Genomic DNA, 19,888 nt, shown 5'->3' on the forward strand with positions numbered 1-19,888 from the left:
GAGGTCGTTCAAGACCTCGCCCTCGACGGTGACCTTGGCGAGGTCGTCGCCGGYCAGGATCGTGTCGCCGTCGACGTGCAGGACGGGGACGAACGAGACGGTGTCGGCTTCGGCGGCCTTGAGACGGTCGACGGTCAGAATCGTTCCGACCTCGACGCGCTCCTGACGACCACCGGCGCGCACGATTGCGAATGCCATGGATGCTCCTTGGTTGGGGTGGCTTCCGATGGCGATCGCCGTCTGAGGCCCGATATGCCCGAGCGCAGATGGCCGGGCCGAGAAGTCTGGGCGGCTTCGAGAGCACGCACCAACGGCCAAGACTACCGGCCGGGGGCGGGAGCGTCAAACAGCGGCGAGTAGCCTTTCGGCGTGAGCATCCTGATCGACGATCCCGTCTGGCCCGCCCACGACACCGTGTGGTCGCACCTCGTCAGCGATTCGTCGTACGACGAGCTGCACGAGTTCGCCGAGGCTCACGGCGTCCCGCGACGGGCGTTCGACTTCGACCACTACGACGTTCCCGCGAGCCGCTACGACGAGCTCGTTGCCGCCGGAGCGCTGCCGGTGGGCGGCAAGGAGCTGGCCGTGCGCCTGCAGGCGAGCGGGTTGCGCGTGCCGCAGTGGCGTAAACGGCAGTTGCGCTGATCCTGCGTGCCCCGTGTGCGAATTCGAAGGAGATTTCGGTGCCGCACCCCGTCGGATCCTTGAGTTGTCGTGCCGGTGCCGGCGTTTCTCCTTCGAATTCGGCAGCGACCTAGCGCGGAGCGGGCGGGGCGAAGCGGGCGAGTGACTCCGGGTCGGAAGGCGGCGCGGGCGCCGGCGCAGGCGCCTCGGCAGGATGAATCGCAGGATCCGGCACGGCGTGGGCCGAGACCGACGCCTCTTCGCCACCGACCGGCCTGGCCTCGGGGGGCTCGACCGAGGGATCCTCGTTACCGTCGCCGTCGCCGTCGACAGTTGACGCTGCGACCGCGGTGGCCGCTCCGGCCGCCTCGAGACGCGTCGCCCAGAGCCAGGAGAGCGTGACTCCCCCGGCGAGGACGGCCGTAAGCTGCACGCCGAGTGCGAGCGGCGCGAACACGGTGCCGACGACAATTGCCGCTACGTCTCCCGAGGGCACGGAGGCGATCAGGCCCCCGACGACGAGTGCGGCTGCTCCGGCGGCTCCGGCTGCCACGGCTCGCGCTAGGGCGAGCAGAAGAGACACGGTCGCGGTCACGCGGAAGACCACGGCCAAGGCGAGGAGAGCGACGACGTAGAAGGGCAGGGGGTCGAGCACGACCCCGCGCAAGAAGAGCCCGACCGGAGCGGCCAGAAAGCCGGTGCCGTAGGCCGAGGGATCGTAGGCGACCGCGTTGCCCAGGAGCTGGATCAGCGCTACGACGAATCGGACGACGATCAGCACTCCCACGGCGACGGCGGCGACGAGAACTGACCCGGCCGTGACCCCGACGCCTGCCAAGCCTTCCGGCAGGCGCGAACCTCGGCGGCGCCGCCTCGACGACGCCCGCCTACCGGGTGACGCGTGCGGGGCCGAGTGCGGGCCGGGAGGGGTCATCGGTGTGGACACGCGCGACTCCTCTCGGCCCGATCAGCTATTACAGGTCGTCGGACGATACTCCCACGCCGAGGATGAACGGGCCCGCCTCGTCGTCACCGGCCGCCGGTGCAGAGGCCGGAGCGGCCGCCGTTCCCGTGCTGGAGGCGCGACGCGACCGGTTGCGACCCTGACCGGGCTGCTTGGGTTCGGGCAGCGCACCCAGGACGGAGTCGAGGATCTGCTCGGCGTCGTGAGTCGAGATCTTGCGCGGTGCGCGCTCGACCTTGGCGACGGGGATGTCGAGGATCGCGACGGTCGCCTCCGGCTGGACCACGGTCGCCTGCGAGCGACGCGACGGCGCCTTCTCGCGGACGACGGGGGCCTCGGTCGGCGTGGTTTCAGCCGGCGTCGACTCGGCCTGCTTCGGCTCCGCCTGCGCGGACTCGGCCTGCGTCTCTTCAGCCTGCTTCGACTCGACGGGTGCCGAGCCGGCACTCGGCAGATCGATGACAGCGGGTGCCGACGACGTCTCGGCCTCACCCGACGCTGCCGACGACGAGGCACGACGGCCACGGCCGCGACGTGAGCGGCCCTTGGCCGGCGTCTCGGTCGCGTCGTCGTCGAGGGAGATCGACGCTGCCGTCGAAACCGAAGGATCCGACGTGGTCGCCGACACGGAATCGCCCGCCGCGTTCTCGGCCGCAACGGCATCGATGGCTGCTTCGACCGCGGCAGCCGTCTCGGCCGGAGTCGCGGGAGTGTCGTCGGAGTGGACGACGGTCGACGCGGCGATCTTGGCGAGGGCGTTCTTCACGTCGTCGGTGATGGCGTGGATCGTGCCAGTCGCGGGCTGCGACTCGGAACCGCGCTGAGAGCGACCAGTGCCGCCGCCGTTGCTTCCGCCGTTGCTATTGCCGTTTGCTGCACCGCCGTTGCCGCCCTGCTTGGCACGACGACGCTCCTGCGAGCGCTGACGGTTCTGCTGCTGCTGCTCCTGGGCCTGCTGGCGGTCGACGCCGATCTCTTGGAACGACTCCATGAGGCCGAGGCCGAGCTTCTTGCGGGTCATCTGCACGAGCCCGAGCGACGTGACCTCGGCGACCTGGTGCTTGGTGCGGTCGCGGCTGAGGCACTCGACGAGACGACGCAGCACGAGGTCGCGGTTCGTCTCGAGCACCATGTCGATGAAGTCGACGACGATGATGCCGCCGATGTCGCGGAGGCGGAGCTGACGCACGAGCTCTTCAGCGGCCTCGATGTTGTTCTTCGTGACCGTCTCTTCGAGGTTGCCGCCCGACCCGACGAACTTGCCGGTGTTGACGTCGACGACCGTCATGGCCTCGGTGCGGTCGATCACGAGCGAGCCGCCAGAGGGGAGCCAGACCTTGCGGTCGAGGGCCTTGTCGATCTGCTCGTTGAGGCGGTACTCGTCGAACGAGTCTTTGTCGCCCTCATAGGCCTTGACTCGATCGAGGAGGTCGGGCGCGACCGCCGAGAGGTACGTCTCGATGGTCTGCTGCGACTCTTCGCCGTCGATGACGAGCTCGTGGAAGTCTTCGTTGAAGACATCGCGCACGATCTTGATCAGCAGGTCGGGCTCGGAGTGCAGGAGGTTGGGAGCGTTGCCCGCCTCGACCTTCTTCGAGATGTCGTCCCACTGGTTGAGGAGGCGCTTCACGTCGAGCGTCAGCTGCTCTTCGGTCGCGCCCTCGGCCGCCGTGCGGACGATGACGCCGGTGTTCTCCGGAAGGGCCTCTTTGAGGATCTTCTTTAGACGAGCGCGCTCCGTGTCGGGCAGCTTGCGGCTGATGCCGTTCATCGAGCCGTTCGGCACGTAGACGAGGAATCGGCCCGGGAGCGAGATCTGGCTGGTGAGGCGCGCGCCCTTGTGACCCACTGGATCCTTAGTCACCTGCACCAGGACGCGATCGCCCGGCTTGAGGGCGAGCTCGATGCGACGGGGCTGGTTGCCGTGCTCGATCTTGTCCCAGTCGACTTCGCCGGAGTAGAGCACGGCGTTACGGCCGCGCCCGATGTCGACGAACGCCGCTTCCATGCTGGGGAGCACGTTCTGCACGCGGCCCAGGTAGACGTTGCCGATGAGCGAGACGTTCTGCGACTTGGCGACGTAGTGCTCGGCCAGGATGCCGTCTTCGATGACGCCGATCTGGATGCTGTCGCCCTGCGAGCGGACGACCATCTTGCGGTCGACGCTCTCGCGCCGGGCGAGGAACTCGGCCTCGGTGACCACGGGGCGGCGGCGACCGGCGTCGCGGCCGTCGCGACGGCGCTGCTTCTTGGCCTCGAGGCGGGTGGAGCCCTTGATGCGCTGGGGCTCGGTGATGAGCTCGGGCTCGGGGCGCTCACGCGGCTCGCGATTGGCGCGCGAACGGGTGCGGCTCGTCGAGACCTCGTCGGAGCCCTCGCCTCCGTTGCCGCCGCGGCTTCGGGATCGACGACGCGCCGGCCCCTGATCGCGGTCGTCGTCGTCTTCGTCGTCGTCGTAGCGCGCCGGCAACGGCGAGATCTCGGGCGCGTGGAAGATGAGGCTCGTCGTGCTGAGCGGCGCTTCGAACGGCGAGGCCGACGGGACGACGGGCGTCTGGTCGGCCGCGTCACGCTCGATCGTCTCGGTGTCGACCAACTCGGCCGAAGCGGCGCTGTCGTTGTTCGTGCCGGTGCCGTCGTTGCCGGCGTTGTCGATGGTGCTGTCGGGCTGGGTCACAGCGGTCGCCTCCTGGGGCACGTTCGTGTCGGCGGCCGGGGCGCTCAGCACCGCGTCGGCTCGCTCGGAATGAGAGGAAGGTGCGGTCGAAGCCGTGGGCTCCGCCTGCTTCGCTGCCTGCTTCGACCGGAATCCGGCGAACAGGCGACTTCTTCTCTTGGGACTGTTTTCGTTCTTCTCCACCATTGGTGGTGCAACTCCTCGCCCCGTGCGACGTTCTGCGGGTGCTCTGTTCGAACACCACCCGGATTGCCGCCGGGAAATCATGTGCGCGTGAACCTGACTGGACGAAGCGACCCCTGGTCGCCGCATCTCGCTGCTCCGCGAAATCTGTTCTGTCACGGGATCCGGTCAGGATCCGTGGAAATCTGTTCGGTCGCCCGTCGTTTCTGGCGACCGTCTTGCCTGTCGTTTCTGGCAGCCGACCGTCACGGTCGGAAAGCTCGCCCGGCTCTCACCCTGGGACTGTCCCGATTATCGCACGCCCTGCCCGTCGGGGTGGATTCTCTGCGTGTCATAATCCGTGGGTGCCGTCAGCCAAGGTTTCCACCAAGCCCGTAATCCAGCATCCGCTCACCGCGATCCTCTTGATCGTGGCCGGGGTGGTCGGGTTCTATGGCTCGTTCAAGCTGGTCGTCGAGAAGTACGAGCTCCTGGAGAACCCCACCAAGGGGCTCGCCTGCGACATCAATCCGTTCGTCTCGTGCTCGACCGTGATCGACAGTTGGCAGTCGCACCTCTTCGGCTTTCCGAACCCGATCCTCGGTGTCGCGGGGTTCGTCGCCCCGATAGCCGTAGGAGTCGCGCTGCTCGCCGGGGCGAAGTTCGCGCGCTGGTTCTGGATCGCCTTCAACGCTGGCCTCTTCCTGGCCTGGGCGTTTGTCACGTTCCTGTTCATTCAGACGGTGTTCTTCATCGGCGCCCTCTGCCCGTGGTGCATGCTCGTCTGGACGGCCACGATCCCGATGTTCTGGGTCTTCACCGTCTGGAACCTCGCGAACGGCAAGCTCACTCGCAGCACGACGCTCCAGCGCCGCATGCGCGCCTTCCTGCCCTACTCGTGGGTGCTCCCGGTGGTCAACTACCTCGTGATCGTCATCATCATCATCCAGCACTTCCCGCTGCTGCTCTCGGTGCTGTTCGGCTGATTCGCCCTCCCAAGCCCGCCCGCCGCGCGCCGCGCGGCGCGCGGCGCGCGGCGCGGCCGCTGAGGCACCCCCCGCTGGCCAATTCGGGGGTGGCATCCTGGGGTTGTCTGGCCATCCGGGGGTCCGCCAAGCCCGGGCGAGTTCATTTCGGATACTGAAGAGGCCCTGGGGGATCTCCCAGGAAATCCATGACGTGTCACCGTTCAGCCTCGGCCAGACACCTGCCCCGGCTACTGTCGTTGATCGACAGCCGATGTTTACGCAGATCTGAGGACCAATGACACCGCCCCCCGAGACCGGTCAGACCAAGCGCGATCGTCGCGACGAAGCCCGAGAGAAAGCGCGCGTCGCCCGTGAGGCCGCCACCCGACGCCGTCGCCGCAACAAGAGCCTCCTGGTCAGCGGAATCATCGTCGGTGCGCTCGCCCTCGTGACCGCGGTCACGCTCATCATCGTCAGTTCGGTGCAGCCCGCCGGCCCCGGCCCGAAGAACATGGCGTCGGGCGGGATCCTTCTTCAAGGGAGCGCGTCGACCAGCAAGATCACCGCCGTCGAGACGAAGGCCGTGCCCGCCGGCGGGAGCATCACTCCGACCGACCAGAAGAAGCTCGACAAGACCGTCAACATCTCGGTCTACCTCGACTACCAGTGCCCCTACTGCAACCAGTTCGAGACCACTAACGAAGCGCAGATCTCGACGTGGCTCAAGAAGGGTGCGATCACCTACGAGATCCACCCGATCTCGATCCTCGACGCGTCGTCGCTCGGCACGAAGTACTCGACTCGCTCGGCCAACGCGGCCATGTGCGTCGCCAACTACGACCCCGACTCGTTCCTGGCGGTGAACACCTCCTTCTTCGCGAACCAGCCGGCCGAGGGCTCCAAGGGGCTCACCGACGAGAAGCTCAAGAGCTTGATCACGGCCGCCGGCGCGACGAGCCCCGACATCTCGTCGTGCATCGACGACGGCACCTTCAAGGGCTTCGTCGCCGACCAGACCAAGGCGGCGCTGAACGAGAAGCTGCCGAACTCGTCGCTCGCCAAGCTCACCGGCACACCCACCGTGATCGTCAACGGTCAGGCGTACTCGGGCTCGCTCACCGACGCGGCGGCGTTCTCGTCGTTCGTGACCAGCCAGGCGACGAGCTAGCCGCTCCCCCGCACAAAGAAACGGCCCCGCACCTCGTCAGAGGTGCGGGGCCGTTCGGCGCTGTGGCCGCAGGTGCCTAGGCGAACCAGAGGGCGAGCTCGCGCGCGGCCGACTCAGGCGAGTCGCTGCCGTGCACGAGGTTCTGCTGCACTTTGAGGCCCCAGTCGCGGCCGAGGTCGCCGCGGATCGTTCCGGGTGCCGCGCTCGTCGGGTCGGTGGCACCGGCCAAGGAGCGGAAGCCGGCGATGACGCCGTTGCCGCCGATTCGGAGGGCGACGACGGGGCCGGACTCCATGAACTCGACGAGCGGCTCATAGAAGGGCTTGCCGACGTGCTCCTCGTAGTGAGCTGCGAGGAGCGAACGGTCGGCCTCGACGAGCTTGATGTCGACGAGACCGTATCCCTTCGCTTCGATGCGGCGGAGGATCTCGCCGGTCAGGTTACGGGCGACGCCGTCGGGCTTGACGAGGACCAGGGTTTCTTCGAGATCGGACACGGTGGCTCCTTAGGGGTGGGGGCGATGAGAAAGGGTTGCACTACTGATAGTCGCGCGGATCGAGGCCGGGATTGGCCTCCATCCACGCGCGCAGGGCGGCGTTCCGTCGGTCGATCTGGATGCCCTTGACCAGGCAGAAGATCCAGATGCCGATGAAGACTGCTGCGACGACGTACATCAAGACGACGAGGATCCCGGTCAACGCCAGCAGCACCTGAACGATGCAGCCGAGCACGACGCCCCAGCGGTAGCGGAGGCCGGCGCCGGCGACGAGCATGAGAACGACGAACCCGGCGCCGCCGAGAAGGGCCACGCTCCAGGGCAGAACCCCGGCACCGCCGACGTTCAGCACAAGGAAGAACAGCACGCATGCCTCGAGCACCAGCATGATCGAGAGCAGGCTCTCGGTCAGCGAGCGCTGGCGACGCGGGCGAGCGGTGCGGGGGCTGCGCCCGGTCGCGGCATCCGACACGGGAACCTCAGGATCCGAGGCGGCCCCGTCAGGATCGCTCGTCACGTTGCTCACTTGTCTCCGGCCTCGAGCGTCAGGCTCATCACTTCACCGACCAGCGTGATCGATCCGGTGACGACGACACCGCCCTTCTCGGTCTCGTCGGCGAGGTCGCGGGCGATCGAGAGCGCAGAGACCACGTTCGTCTCGACGGTCACCCGGTCGGGGCCGACGATGCCGACGGCGATCTGGGCCAGCGTGTCGGCGTCGATGGCCCGATCGGAATCGGACTGCGTGATGACGAACTGCTCGACGACGGGCGCGAGGGCACGGATGATGCCACCCGCGTCTTTGTCCGAGAGGATCGCGAGCACGGCGACGACGCGGTCGAAGTCGAAGTACTCGCCGAGCGCCTCGGCCAGCGAGTGCGCACCGTGCGGGTTGTGCGCGGCGTCGACGAGGATCGTCGGATCGTTGCTGAGCACCTGGAGTCGACCGGGCGACGACGAGCCGGCGAGCCCCTCCGTGAGGATCTCGGGGTCGAGCGGCTGGGTGCCGTTGCCGAGGAACGACTCGACGGCTGCGATCGCCACCGCCGCGTTCTGTGCCTGGTGGCGACCGAACAACGGCAGCGGGATCTCCTCGTAGCGGCCGGCGATCCCCTGCACCGAGATCAGCTGACCGCCGACGGCGACCTTCGACTCGAGCACCTGGAATCCGGCGCCCTCCGAGACGAACGTCGATTCCGAGAGCTCCGTGGCGCGCTGCAGTTCGGCCAGCGCCTCGGGCACCTGCGCGGCCGAGACGACGTTCGACGAGGGCTTGATGATGCCCGACTTGGTGCGGGCGATCTCGAGCACGGTCGAGCCGAGCCGCTTCGTGTGGTCGAGCGCGATCGGGGTGAAGACGGCGACCTGACCATCGGCGACGTTGGTGGAATCCCACTCGCCGCCCATGCCGACCTCGAGCACGACGACGTCCGCGGGTGCGTCGGCGAACGACGCGAAAGCAAGCACCGTGAGCGCCTCGAAGTAGGTGAGCGGCTCCTCGCCGGCCGCCGTCAGCTCGTCGTCGACCATGCTGAGGAAGGGTGCGATGTCTCGCCAGTTGGCGGCCAGCGCGGCATCGCTGATCGGCTCGCCGTCGATCACGATCCGCTCGTTGACCTTGACCAGGTGCGGGCTCGTCATCAGGCCGGTGCGCAGTCCGTAGGCGCGCAGGATGCTCTCGATCATGCGGCTGGTCGACGTCTTGCCATTGGTGCCGGTGATGTGGATCACCGGGTAGCTGCGGTGCGGGTCGCCGAGGAGTTCGACGGCACGACGGGTCGCCTCGAGGCGGGGCTGCGGGGTGTTCTCACCGATGCGCGCGAGAAGGGCCTCGTAGACCAGACGGGCTCCCGCCTCGTCGGCGGACTCGTCGAGCTCCTTCTCGTCGTCACGATCGTCGTGATCGCGTTCGTCGTCGTCGCCCATCGAGGGGAAGTCGCCGAAGTCGTCGCGCGTGCCGAACACGTCGGGCAGCGGCCCGGGGTCGACAGTCTCGTCGTCGTCGTCGTCGCGGCCGGGGCCTGCGGGGGTGTCACTCATGTTTGCTCACCTGCACTGTCACGGCCGCACCGTCGCCGACCGGAACGGCGTCGTCGGGGGCCTCGGAGAAGAGATCGACCTCGAGGCTCAGAGTGAGGGTCTCACCCATGATCAGGTCGCGGTGCGCCTCGACGGCAGCCTCGGCCGCCGCGTCGACGCCGAGGGTCAGTCGGATCCGGTCGCTCACGTCGAGCCCCGCGGATTTTCGCGCGGCCTGAACGGCGCGGACGACGTCGCGGGCGAGCCCTTCGGCCGCGAGCTCGGGCGTGATCTGCGTGTCGAGGAGCACGAAGCCGCCGTCACCGACGAAGGCGATCGCCCCGGCGCCCTCGGCCACGGTGAGCTCGAGTGTGAACTCGCCGGGGATGAGAGCGATACCACCCACGACGACGCCCTGCTCGCCCGACGCGTCGATGTCGCCGAGCGACCAGTCGCCCTTCTTGGCGGCCGGAATGACCTGCTGTACCTGCTTGCCGATGCGCGGACCGGCGGCCCGGGCGTTGACCGTGAGCTTGCGAGTCACGCCGTAGTCGCCGAGCGACTCTTCGGTGAGGGCGTCAAGGGTGACCTCTTTGACGTTCAGCTCGTCGCGGAGGATGGCCGAGAAGGGCGACAGCTGCGCGGGATCCTGAGATACGACAGTGATCGAGGCGAGCGGGAGGCGAACCCGCAGCCCGGTCGACTTGCGGAGCGCCAGGCCGGACGACGCGATCGCACGGATCCGGTCCATCGAGTCGACGAGCGTGTCGTCGCGCGGGAACGCCGACGAATCGGGCCAGTCGGTGAGGTGCACGCTGCGACCTCCGGTGAGGCCCTGCCAGATCTCTTCGGTGACCAGAGGCGCCAGCGGCGCGGCCACGCGGGTGAGCGTCTCGAGCACGGTGTAGAGCGTGTCGAAGGCGTCGTGGTCATCACCCGACCAGAAACGATCGCGCGACCGACGCACGTACCAGTTGGTGAGCACATCGGCGAAGTCGCGGAGCTTCGCGGTCGCGAGGGGCGAGTCGAGTGACTCGAGGTCGTGAGCGACGTCGTCGACGAGCTGACCGGCCTTGGCCAGCAGGTACCGGTCGAGCACGTCCGTCGAATCGGTGCGCCAGGTCGGCTGGTGCCCCTTCGAGTAGAGCGTGAAGAAGTAGTAGGTCGACCAGAGCGGGAGCAGGAACTGCCGGACGCTCTCGCGGATCCCCTCTTCGGTCACGATCAGGTTGCCGCCTCGGATCACGCTCGACGACATGAGGAACCAGCGCATCGCGTCGGCGCCGTCGCGGTCGAACACCTCGTTGACGTTCGGATAGTTGCGGAGGCTCTTCGACATCTTCTGGCCGTCGGAGCCCAGCACGATTCCGTGGCTGATCACGTTCGAGAAGGCCGGACGATCGAACAGACCGGTCGACAGGGCGTGCATGACGTAGAACCAGCCGCGGGTCTGCCCGATGTACTCGACGATGAAGTCGGCGGGGCTGTGGCTGTCGAACCACTCCTGGTTCTCGAACGGGTAGTGCACCTGCGCGAACGGCATCGAGCCGGAGTCGAACCAGACGTCGAAGACGTCTTCGATGCGACGCATGGTCGATGCGCCCGACGGGTCGTCGGGGTTGGGACGGGTGAGGTCGTCGATGAACGGTCTGTGCAGGTCGGGCTCGCCCTCCGCGTTCAGCGGCAGACGACCGAAGTCGGCCTCGAGCTCGGCGAGCGAGCCGTAGACGTCGACGCGCGGGTACTCCGGGTTGTCGCTCTTCCACACCGGGATCGGCGATCCCCAGTAGCGGTTGCGCGAGATCGACCAGTCGCGCGCGTTCTCGACCCACTTGCCGAACTGGCCGTGCTTGACGTTCTCGGGAACCCAGTTGATCTCTTCGTTCAGCTCGACCATGCGGTCGCGGTAGTCGGTCACGCGCACGAACCACGACGACACGGCCTTGTAGATCAGCGGGTTGCGGCAGCGCCAGCAGTGCGGGTAGCTGTGCTCGTAGCTGGCCTGGCGGAGCAGACGCCCCTCGGCACGCAGCATCTGCGTGAGCGGCTTGTTCGCATCGAAGACCTGCAGGCCCGCGACCTCGCCGAACATCGGCAGGAAGCGCCCGCCCTCGTCGACCGAGATGATCGTCGGGATGCCGGCGGCCGAGCAGACCTGCTGGTCGTCTTCACCGTAGGCGGGAGCCTGGTGGACGATGCCGGTGCCCTCGCCGGTGGCGACGTAGTCGGCGACCAGGATCCGCCACGCGTTTTCAGTACCCCACTTTTCGAGGTCGGCATAGTGATCCCACAGCCGGTCGTACTGGACCCCGTCGAGCTCGCGTCCCTGCACAGTGCGCTCGACCGCGGCGAGCGCGTCGTCGGCGCTCTCGTAGCCCAGGTCTTTCGAGTAGGCGGCGACGGTATCGGTCGCGAGGAGGAAGCGGGTGAGCCCGTCGGCCGACCCGTCAGCGGCACCGAGCGGGCCGGATGGCAACACCGAGTACTCGATGGCGGGGCCGACCGCGAGCGCGAGGTTCGTCGGGAGAGTCCAGGGGGTGGTGGTCCAGGCGAGAGCCTTGACGGCCGTCAGCCCGAGCACCTCGGCCCGCTCGCCGACGAGGGGGAACGTCACCGTGACGGTTTGATCTTGACGCATCTTGTAGACGTCGTCGTCCATGCGCAGCTCGTGGTTCGACAGCGGCGTCTCGTCGTGCCAGCAGTACGGCAGCACGCGGAAGCCCTCGTAGGCGAGGCCCTTGTCGTGGAGTGTCTTGAAGCCCCAGATGACGCTCTCCATGAAGGAGGTGTCGAGGGTCTTGTAGTCGTTCTCGAAGTCGACCCACCGTGCCTGGCGGGTGATGTACTCCTGCCACTCCCCCGTGTATTCGAGCACCGATTTGCGGGCGGCCGCGTTGAACTGCGCGACGCCCATCTCGTCGATCTGGTGCTTCTCGGTGATGCCGAGCTGGCGCATCGCCTCGAGCTCGGCCGGGAGTCCGTGGGTGTCCCAGCCGAAGCGTCGGTGCACCTGCTTGCCACGCATGGTCTGGAACCGGGGGAACACGTCTTTGGCGTAGCCCGTCAAGAGGTGACCGTAGTGCGGGAGGCCGTTGGCGAACGGGGGGCCATCGTAGAAGACCCACTCCTCGCAGCCCTCGCGCTGGGCGATCGACTCCCGGAAGGTGTCGTCGCGCTTCCAGAAGGCGAGGATGCCCTGCTCGACGTCGGGGAACTTCGGCGACGCGGGAACGGCACGACGACCGGTGCCGACGTGGTCGAGATCGGTGCGGGCGGACTCGGTGGTTTCGTCGAACTCAGCGGCCATTGTCAACTCCAGTGCAGATGCGCGGTGCTTGCTTCTCGCACGAGGACGGCTACCGGATGTCACCGGGAGTCGCGGTACCACCCCGCTTGCCCACCTCGATTGCCGGAGGGCCACTCATTGTCAGGCGATGTCGGGCCTGCCCCGCTCGGTTCTACCGGCCCGCACTTCGCAGACCGTGGTCTGCTCGCTGCAAGCGTTCTTCCGAGTGCTCCCCGGTGATGGCCGGATCAGTGCGCTCCAAGTGTAGCCGCAGACCGTGGCCCTCGAAGCGGGGATCGGGGCAGGTCGAGCGCCGCCATCACGATGAGTCGGTGACGGGTCGGCCGGATCCTCGTCTGTGCTTTACGTCGGTGGTCCGCACGAAGGCCCACACGGGGTCCGCACAAAGGCCCACAGACAGGCGGTACCAGTCCCCCAAAGCGGGGATTACTAGGGCGTGTTCGGCCTGCCTAGTGTGAAAAAGACGGTCTTCGGGGACCGTCGGTCAGGGGATCCATCATGGCGTCCACACGTCTCGCATCACGGCGCCGCAGCGCGCTTGCTCTCACCGTCGCGATCGTCGTCGCGGCGCCACTCGCCAGTGCCATCGATCTCGCGGCACCGGCCTCAGGCGCTCAGGCCGCGACCACCCAGGCGGAGTCTCCGGACTTCGCGACCCGCGCCTACGGCGACCCGTGGGACTACTCGAACTCGGGCGATCAGAACACCGACGCGGCCCGCGTCCGCGGCCTGAGTATCAAAAACGGGGTGATGAACCTGCGCGTCGGCGGCGGCGACTACTTCACACCGATCATCTCGCAGCCGGGCTCTCTCGCCGTGGGGCGCGACGGCGCCGCGAAGCCCGTCTCACCCAGCGGCTACGACCACGTGTCGTTCAAGATGAACCAGCCCTCGTCGGGCGTCGGCGCCATCTGGTGGTGGACCTGCTCGACCACCCTCGCGACCTGCGGGGGCGGCCAGACCTTCAAGCTGTACAAGGGCACGCACGTCTACAACTTCAACCTGACCTCTAAGTCGACCGTCGGGGCAAAGAGGCCGTGGAACGATCACGGCAAGCCGATCGTCCGGTTCCGGATCGCCCCGACCATCTCGGGATCGAAGACCAGCCCGATCCTCGCGAAGATCGACTGGCTCCGCATCTACAAGAAGACCGGCTCGCTCGCTGCCTACCCCGCAGGCACCTACGACGGAGTCAAGGTCATCTCGCGACCGATCTCGGTCGTCGACAGCCCGAACACCACCGAGGGCAAAGACATCAGCACCGCCCAAGGGCGCAAGCAGTGGGTCTTCACGAGCGCGGCGGCAGCCCGAGGGGTGAAGGTCAAGAACGCGACCGTCAAGGGCTACGGCGCGGCCGGGATGACCGCCACCAACTCGGGATCGAACCGCAACGACCCGGAGGTGCTGCTGCCCGTCAGCGCCTTCCCGGGCAGCACCTACCGGTACTTCTCGTTCCGGCTGACCTACAACGGTGGCTACTCGCTGGCCAACAGCCCGGGCGGCGGCAAGATGGCGCGGCTCGTGTGGAACGCCAAGGGCACCACCGCCCCCCAGGAGAGCAACGACATCGTCACCTACTCCGGCCCGAACGCCCGCACCCTCAGCGTCGACCTGGCCAAGGGCAATCCGCTCGACGAGAACTCGCGTTCGCCGCGTCTCGGCTGGAAGGGCCGCACGATCACCTCGCTGCGCTTCGACCCCAACGAGGATCCGGGCGCCAACACCTGGCACCTGTCATCGATCCACCTGCGGAAGGCCCCGGCGGCCAAGGCCTCGACGGTCATCAAGTTCCACGATGCCGCGTGGATCGCTGGCACGACGGCCACGATCAAGGTCGGCAAGAAGGCGCCCGGCGGCAGCGGATACACGACCCTCGCCTCCGACATCCCCGTCACCAAGGGCTCGAACCACCGCCGCTTCACGCTGGGCTCGAAGGCAACCGGGGCGTACTACGTCCAGGTCACGCTGCGCCACCCGGGTGGCGGCACCTCGACGTCGTACTCGACCGCGCCGATCACGATGTCGCGCTGACGCGGGCTCCCCGCCTCGCAGCACCGGCTGCACCCACCGCCCCGAAACCACCCCGGAGCGGTGGGTGCAGACTGGGCACATGACGACACCCGACGCCCACAGCTCGACTGCCATGGGCGACGGTTCGTCCCGCGAGGGCGAGGGTTCGTCCGCTGGGAGCGCCAAGCCCGAGAGCTCGCTCACCGTCATCGTCGCCTTCACGGCCAACCTCCTGGTCGCCGTTGCGAAGACCATCGCGTCGCTCCTGACCGGTTCTGCCTCGATGGTCGCCGAGGCCGCGCACTCCTGGGCAGACACCGGCAACGAGATCTTCCTCTTCGTCGCCGATCGCCGGGGCGGTCGCCGACGCGACGCCGACCACCCGCTCGGCTATGGCAAAGAGACCTACGTCTGGTCGATGTTCGCCGCATTCGGCCTCTTCACCGTCGGCGCCGTCGTGTCGATCTACCACGGCATCTCCGAACTGGGCTCGGCCGAAGAGGAGACGAGCTTCGTCGTCAACTACGTCGTGCTCGGCGTCTCCGCCTGTCTCGAGGGAGCCTCGTTCATCCAGGCGCTGCGGCAGGCGCGGGGTGTTGCAAAGAAACGCAGGATCCCTGTGCTCCGCCACGTCCTCGGATCCTCAAACTCGACGCTTCGTGCCGTCTTCTTCGAAGATGCGGCGGCCCTTGTCGGACTGCTCATCGCCTTCCTCGGCATCTTCCTGCACCAGGTGACCGGATCGGCCGTCTTCGACGCGATCGGATCGATCCTGGTCGGCGTGCTGCTGGGTGTGGTCGCGGTCGTGCTGATCGATCGCAACCGACGGTTCTTGATCGGCGAGAGCCCGACAGACGAGGTCGAGTCGACCGTGCTGCGCCGCCTCCTCGAGCGCGACGACATCGATCGCGTCACCTACCTGCACACCGAGTTCGTCGGCCCGAGCCGCCTCTACGTCGTGGCCGCTGTCGACATCGTGGGCAATGCCGACGAGGAGCACGTCGCCGTGGCACTCCGCCGCATCGAGCGCGCCCTCGAGGGGCACGACATCGTCGAAGAGGCCGTGCTGACGCTCTCGACGCCCGACGAGCCGAGCCTGTCGCCCGCCAAGGCGCGGGATGCGGCGCCGGGGTCGCTGGCCTGAGGTCGCATCCGGTCCCCTGCAGCACTCGCGCAGACAGCTAGTCGCGTTTCGCAGGTCTAGTCGCGGTATTTCGCGACTAAACCTGCAAAACGCGACTAAGGGCGTCGAGTACGCGGCGCAGGCGACCTAGGCCGACGCCGAGCCCCGGCGGCGACGCGCCACCACGAGGAGCCCGACGCCGAGGCCCAGCACCGCGAATCCGACGAGCGCCTGCGGGCCGGAGTCCGACCCGGTGAAGGCGAGCTCGGCCGGAGCCGCGCCAGCGACAGCAGCCGACGTGACGAACGGCGTGCCGGTCAGGTGGATGAATCGGATGTCGGAGGGCACCGAATAGGCCGCATCGCCGGTCGCCGCAGGGTCGACCTGGAACGCGGTCATGATGTAGTTGCCCGGCGTGCGAGACAGGGTCGTCGACCACGTGCCGTCCGCCGCGACGACGATCGAGCCGTCGTCGACGGGCAACGGCGTCGTCGAGGCGGGGTCACCGCTCAGGGCGCGAGGCGAACTCAGCCGCGCGGCACCGGTCGCCGAATCGGCGTTCAGCACCTCGGGTTCGAACTCCCCCGAGAAGAGGGTCGGGTACAGCGCCTCGAAGTAGTAGAGCGACGTCAGGGGTCGCTCCTCGTAGAGCACGACATGCTGCCCGGGCGTGCCCGTTCCCGAGACCTTCATGGCGAGCTTGCCCGGGGTGGCCGCACTGGCCGTCCCTTTGACGGGAATGCCGAGCTCGTCGATGATCTCGTCGAGCGACTTCTCGATCTCGGCGTCTGTCTCGTCGGCTTCGTCGGCGAGCGCCTGAACTGCCCGGGGCAGAACGGATGCACGCGAGGAGGACGACGACGAGAGCGAAGGATCCTCGGCGCGCGCAGCTCGGGCCTTCACTTTCTGGGCCTGGGTCCGCGCGGGCTCCGCCGCGGAGGAGGCCGCTGCGGTGTCCGACGAGCTGAAGGAGAAGCCCAAGGAGCCGAAGGACGACTCGTCGTACGTGGGCTCGAGGACGGTGGGCGGGACGACGGTTCCGGCGGGGACCGTGATGGTCAGGCCGATCGTATTCGACAGCTCCGACTCCCGGGTGATCTCGTCGCCTTCATCGTTCGTCACAACCTGATAGGCGCTGACCTTCTCCGTGCCGAACGAAACGGTGTGGTCGGACGTCCAGGTGCCGTCGTCCCCGACCGAAACCGAGTCATTGAAGTCGAAGGTGAAGATGTCGCCCCCTGATTCCTCGTCGGAGGTCTGCGCGACGAGGTAGACGTCGCTACCGGGCGTGCCGGTTCCCGAGAACTGCACGACCGCGAGCGGCTCGCCGTTCGAGAACGGGAAGGGCGAGGCCTCGTACGACACGGCGGCTGTCGGGTCGGTGATAGTGGGCGTCGCACTCTGTTCGGCGTCGAACTCGACGTCGAAGTCGTATTCGCTGAGGTCTTCGCCCTTGTAGGTCGCGTACACGCTGAGGTACTGCTCGTAGCCGGCGTCATCAGCGAAGTGGAGCGGGATCGAGAACGACGTCGCCGTCGTCGTGAGGCGCTTGATCGGCTCACCCCAGCTGTCGGTGACGACGACCTTGGCGCCGATGGGCGCTGTGCCGGTGATCGTGATGTCGCGGGCTCCCGTGACGCGCACGTAGCCGTCGCGGTCGGCCGCGGGCACGGTCGCTGCCTTCAGGTCGCTAGGTGCCGCCTTCGGCGCGGCGGCCTTCGCCGCTGCCGTGGGCTTCGGTGTCGGGGTCGCCGTGGGCGTTGCGGACGCCGTCGGCGCGCTCGTCGCGGCCGCGCCGGGCTCGGCGGCGAATGCTGCCCCGGCGGAGAGCACGGAACCTCCGACGATCAGGGCGAGCGCTACGGGAAGAGCCACTGCGGCTCGGAAATCGGGTTTCGTCAAAGAACTCGTCTGTCTTTCGGCGTGAGTCGGCAGGCCTGTCGCCGCTCTGACCCACCCCCGAGCAACGCCACGGCCCGGTGATCTCGGGCCGTCGAGCGAAGGTACCAGTTCGGCGATGCCGATGACGACACCCGTCCGGCTAGAGTGTGTGCCCCCCGAGCCCGGCGGCAACCGCCTCGACGGCCGGCTCCACCGCGTCTTCGAGACTGCCCCGGCCGATTCCGGCTCGCGCCCACGCGACCGCGGCCGCTCCAGCCGCACCGAGAAGCGCCGCCGACACCACCTGCGGCCACGCGTCGCCGGCGCGCGCCTCGGTCCGCTCGGCGACGAACGCCGCGACGATCGAGTGCTGCGCCACGAACCGCGCCGCGCCAGACGCAGTGAGGTCGTCGCCGAGCCGCATCGTCTCCCCCTGCGACAGGGCCCAGGGCACCCGGGAGTCGTCGTGCCGCTGCGCCACGAGCACGAGCGCTCGAGCCACACTGTCGGGAGCGGAGAGCGAAGCATCCGACCCGCCCACCTCGAGCAGAGCGCCCGGCAGCGACCGAAGGCTCTCGTCGAGGTCGAGCCAGAGCAGATCGGCCTTGCCTGCAAAGTAGTTGAAGAACGTGGCGCGGCTCACTCCGGCGCGTTGGGCGATCTGATCGACGGTGGTGCCCGCGTAGCCATTCTCGAGGAAGAGCTCGGAGGCCGCATCGGCGAGAATCTCGGCCGACGAGCGCCGGGGGCGGCCCGTGCGTGCAGAAGGTGTCACGTCAGCATTCTCCCGCTAGACTCGATTGGCCACTTACTATACGGAGTCCAGAAATTACTACTCGCGCCCCCTTCCTCGCTCTCCTCGGTCTCACCGCGGCCAGTGCGCTCGTTCTGAGCGGCTGCACCGCCGCACCCCCGTCCGACACCGCCAGCTCGAAGCCCGTCTCGGGCGGCACCCTGACCTACGCCTCGGGCGACGCCGAGCCGACCTGCCTCGACCCCCACGTCGGTGGCAACTATCCGCAGGCGCTCGTGTCGACGCAATACCTCGAAGAGCTCGTGTCGAAGAACACCGCCGGCGACGTGATCCCGTGGCTCGCGACGTCGTGGAAAGAGGCCTCCGACGGCCTCAGCTGGACCTTCTCGCTGAAGAAGGGCGTCAAGTTCACCGACGGCACGGCCTTCGACGCCGCTGCCGTGGTCGCCAACGTGAAGCATGTGCAAGACCCCACGACGCTGTCGTCGACGGGGTACCTCGCGCTCGCCAAGGTGAAGAAGGCCGTCGCTGTCGACGACAGCACCGTGCGCTTCGACCTCTCGAGCCCCGACAGCTCACTGCTCGACTCGCTCTCGCAGCCGTGGCTCGCGATCGAGTCACCCACTGCCCTCAAGCGCACGCAGGCCGTCAACTGCGAGTCACCGGTCGGCACCGGTCCGTTCAAGGTCGTCAAATGGACGAAGCAGCAGTCGATCACCCTGGAGCGTAACGACGGCTACACCTCTCCCCCGAAAGACGCCGCGCACACCGGCAAGGCGTACCTCGCGAAGATCGTGTGGCGGTTCCTGCCCGACTCGGCCTCGCGCTACGCCGCGCTTCAGGCGGGCCAGGTCGATGTGATCGACAACGCCCAGCCCGACACCATCGTCGCCGCGAAGAAGAGCGACCAGATCACAGAGCTCGATGCCCCGCGCCCCGGAGCATCCAACCGGCTCGAACTGAACTCCTCGCAGGCGCCGTTCAATGACGAACGCGTCCGCGAGGCCTTCATCCGCGGCGTGGCTGTGAACGACGGCATCACGTCGCTGTTCTTCGGCACCGCGAAGCGCTCGTACTCGCTTCTCTCGAGTGTCGAGAAAGACGCGTACTCCGATCCGTCGCTCTTCGACATCGACACCACGAAGGCGAACGACCTTCTCGACTCCGCCGGATGGACGACCCGTGACAGCGCCGGCTACCGCACCAAAGACGGCAAGCGCCTGACCGTGCGGTTCCCGGTCTCGACCAACCAGTCGATCCCGGCCGAGCGAGCCCTGTTCGAACAGATCCAAGAAGAAGCCAAATCGCTCGGCTTCGACGTCGAGATCTCGCAGCTCGACCTGTCGAGCTGGTACGGAGCCCTCGCCGCCCACAAGTACGAGATCGTGAGCGCTCCCTACACGAAGGTCGGCCCCGGCGTCCTCGGAGTGCTGTACGACTCGGCGAGCATCACCCCGGCCCCGAGCGGCTACTTCGCCAATAACGCCCAGGTCGACTCACCCGAAGTCGATGCCTTTCTGAAGCAGGCGAGCGCGGAGTCCGACGCGACGAAGCGCGCCGACCTCTACGAACAGGTGCAGAAGAGCGTGCTCGAGGGCTACTACGTGCTCCCTCTGTACGACCAGCAGAACCACTACCTGTACCGCACGAGCGTGCACGGGCTTCGAGCGATGCCGACGGTGTCGACGCCGACCTTCTACGACGCGTGGGTGCAACGCTGAAAAGTGCAGCGCTG

At 67.7% G+C, this 19,888-nt stretch carries 15 protein-coding genes; 6 read left to right on the top strand and 9 right to left on the bottom strand.

All coding sequences use genetic code 11. From position 1 onward, the window contains the following. Positions 1-198, bottom strand: a 198-nt coding sequence (locus VH571_RS06215; RefSeq protein WP_423263776.1) for a large ribosomal subunit protein bL21, incomplete at its 3' end; no start/stop codon positions are given. A gap of 171 nt (positions 199-369) precedes the next feature. Here VH571_RS06215 and VH571_RS06220 point away from each other — a divergent pair. Continuing rightward, positions 370-645, top strand: a complete 276-nt coding sequence (locus tag VH571_RS06220; protein WP_423263777.1) for a DUF4031 domain-containing protein — start codon at positions 370-372, stop codon at positions 643-645. Positions 646-754: 109 nt separating this feature from the next. Here VH571_RS06220 and VH571_RS06225 read toward each other — a convergent pair whose 3' ends face one another. Next, positions 755-1,570 (bottom strand): hypothetical protein, encoded by an 816-nt coding sequence (locus VH571_RS06225; RefSeq protein WP_423263779.1) that lies wholly within the window; start codon positions 1,568-1,570, stop codon positions 755-757. 28 nt (positions 1,571-1,598) lie between these two features. Further along, positions 1,599-4,451 carry an Rne/Rng family ribonuclease gene (locus VH571_RS06230; RefSeq protein ID WP_423263780.1) on the bottom strand — a complete coding sequence of 951 codons (2,853 nt, stop codon included), beginning with the start codon at positions 4,449-4,451 and terminating at the stop codon, positions 1,599-1,601. 341 nt (positions 4,452-4,792) lie between these two features. On the opposite strand from VH571_RS06230, the gene VH571_RS06235 reads away from it, so the two are divergent. Both VH571_RS06235 and VH571_RS06240 read left to right on the top strand, forming a co-directional pair. Continuing rightward, a complete protein-coding gene (locus VH571_RS06235; RefSeq protein ID WP_235481035.1) occupies positions 4,793-5,413 on the top strand; it encodes a vitamin K epoxide reductase family protein in 621 nt (206 codons plus the stop codon). Positions 5,414-5,690: 277 nt separating this feature from the next. Beyond that, positions 5,691-6,563, top strand: a complete 873-nt coding sequence (locus VH571_RS06240; RefSeq protein WP_423263781.1) for a DsbA family protein — start codon at positions 5,691-5,693, stop codon at positions 6,561-6,563. Between the two features lie 76 nt (positions 6,564-6,639). Here VH571_RS06240 and ndk read toward each other — a convergent pair whose 3' ends face one another. Genes ndk through ileS form a run of 4 tightly spaced genes read right to left on the bottom strand, consistent with a single transcriptional unit; the run spans position 6,640 to position 12,385 of the window. Next, the gene (ndk, locus tag VH571_RS06245) at positions 6,640-7,059 is read right to left on the bottom strand and encodes a nucleoside-diphosphate kinase (RefSeq protein ID WP_055962733.1); all 420 of its coding nucleotides are present in this window, start codon (positions 7,057-7,059) and stop codon (positions 6,640-6,642) included. A 40-nt stretch (positions 7,060-7,099) separates the two neighbouring features. Then, positions 7,100-7,585 carry a DUF4233 domain-containing protein gene (locus VH571_RS06250; protein ID WP_423263782.1) on the bottom strand — a complete coding sequence of 162 codons (486 nt, stop codon included), beginning with the start codon at positions 7,583-7,585 and terminating at the stop codon, positions 7,100-7,102. Beyond that, positions 7,582-9,099 carry a bifunctional folylpolyglutamate synthase/dihydrofolate synthase gene (locus VH571_RS06255; RefSeq protein ID WP_423263783.1) on the bottom strand — a complete coding sequence of 506 codons (1,518 nt, stop codon included), beginning with the start codon at positions 9,097-9,099 and terminating at the stop codon, positions 7,582-7,584. The genes VH571_RS06250 and VH571_RS06255 overlap by 4 nt, the downstream gene beginning before the upstream one ends. After that, positions 9,092-12,385, bottom strand: a complete 3,294-nt coding sequence (ileS, locus tag VH571_RS06260) for an isoleucine--tRNA ligase (protein ID WP_423263784.1) — start codon at positions 12,383-12,385, stop codon at positions 9,092-9,094. The genes VH571_RS06255 and ileS overlap by 8 nt, the downstream gene beginning before the upstream one ends. 498 nt (positions 12,386-12,883) lie before the next feature. Between ileS and VH571_RS06265 the strand changes: the two genes are divergently transcribed. Further along, positions 12,884-14,416 (top strand): hypothetical protein, encoded by a 1,533-nt coding sequence (locus VH571_RS06265; protein WP_423263785.1) that lies wholly within the window; start codon positions 12,884-12,886, stop codon positions 14,414-14,416. Positions 14,417-14,528: 112 nt separating this feature from the next. Next, positions 14,529-15,539 carry a cation diffusion facilitator family transporter gene (locus VH571_RS06270; protein ID WP_423264014.1) on the top strand — a complete coding sequence of 337 codons (1,011 nt, stop codon included), beginning with the start codon at positions 14,529-14,531 and terminating at the stop codon, positions 15,537-15,539. 126 nt (positions 15,540-15,665) lie between these two features. On the opposite strand, the gene VH571_RS06275 is transcribed toward VH571_RS06270, so the two are convergent. Together VH571_RS06275 and VH571_RS06280 are read right to left on the bottom strand one after the other, a co-directional pair. Further along, on the bottom strand, positions 15,666-17,420 hold the full coding sequence (locus tag VH571_RS06275) for a hypothetical protein (protein ID WP_423263786.1): 1,755 nt from the start codon (positions 17,418-17,420) through the stop codon (positions 15,666-15,668). A 139-nt stretch (positions 17,421-17,559) separates the two neighbouring features. After that, complete coding sequence (locus VH571_RS06280) at positions 17,560-18,174, bottom strand: TetR/AcrR family transcriptional regulator (RefSeq protein ID WP_423263787.1); 615 nt, start codon at positions 18,172-18,174, stop codon at positions 17,560-17,562. Positions 18,175-18,212: 38 nt separating this feature from the next. Here VH571_RS06280 and VH571_RS06285 point away from each other — a divergent pair, with 38 nt between their 5' ends. Next, positions 18,213-19,874 carry an ABC transporter substrate-binding protein gene (locus tag VH571_RS06285; RefSeq protein ID WP_423264015.1) on the top strand — a complete coding sequence of 554 codons (1,662 nt, stop codon included), beginning with the start codon at positions 18,213-18,215 and terminating at the stop codon, positions 19,872-19,874. The last annotated feature ends 14 nt before the right edge of the window (positions 19,875-19,888 follow it).

Origin of the sequence: Frondihabitans sp. 4ASC-45 (genome assembly GCF_049472575.1) — a bacterium.
In the GTDB taxonomy this organism is placed as follows: domain Bacteria; phylum Actinomycetota; class Actinomycetes; order Actinomycetales; family Microbacteriaceae; genus Frondihabitans.

Bases quoted from the DNA above. Each gene is read 5' to 3' on its own strand.
- VH571_RS06230 (WP_423263780.1), bottom strand. From the start codon at position 4,451: ATGGTGGAGAAGAACGAAAACAGTCCCAAGAGAAGAAGTCGCCTGTTC.
- VH571_RS06240 (WP_423263781.1), top strand. From the start codon at position 5,691: ATGACACCGCCCCCCGAGACCGGTCAGACCAAGCGCGATCGTCGCGAC.
- VH571_RS06255 (WP_423263783.1), bottom strand. From the start codon at position 9,099: ATGAGTGACACCCCCGCAGGCCCCGGCCGCGACGACGACGACGACGAG.
- ileS (WP_423263784.1), bottom strand. From the start codon at position 12,385: ATGGCCGCTGAGTTCGACGAAACCACCGAGTCCGCCCGCACCGATCTC.
- VH571_RS06265 (WP_423263785.1), top strand. From the start codon at position 12,884: ATGGCGTCCACACGTCTCGCATCACGGCGCCGCAGCGCGCTTGCTCTC.
- VH571_RS06270 (WP_423264014.1), top strand. From the start codon at position 14,529: ATGGGCGACGGTTCGTCCCGCGAGGGCGAGGGTTCGTCCGCTGGGAGC.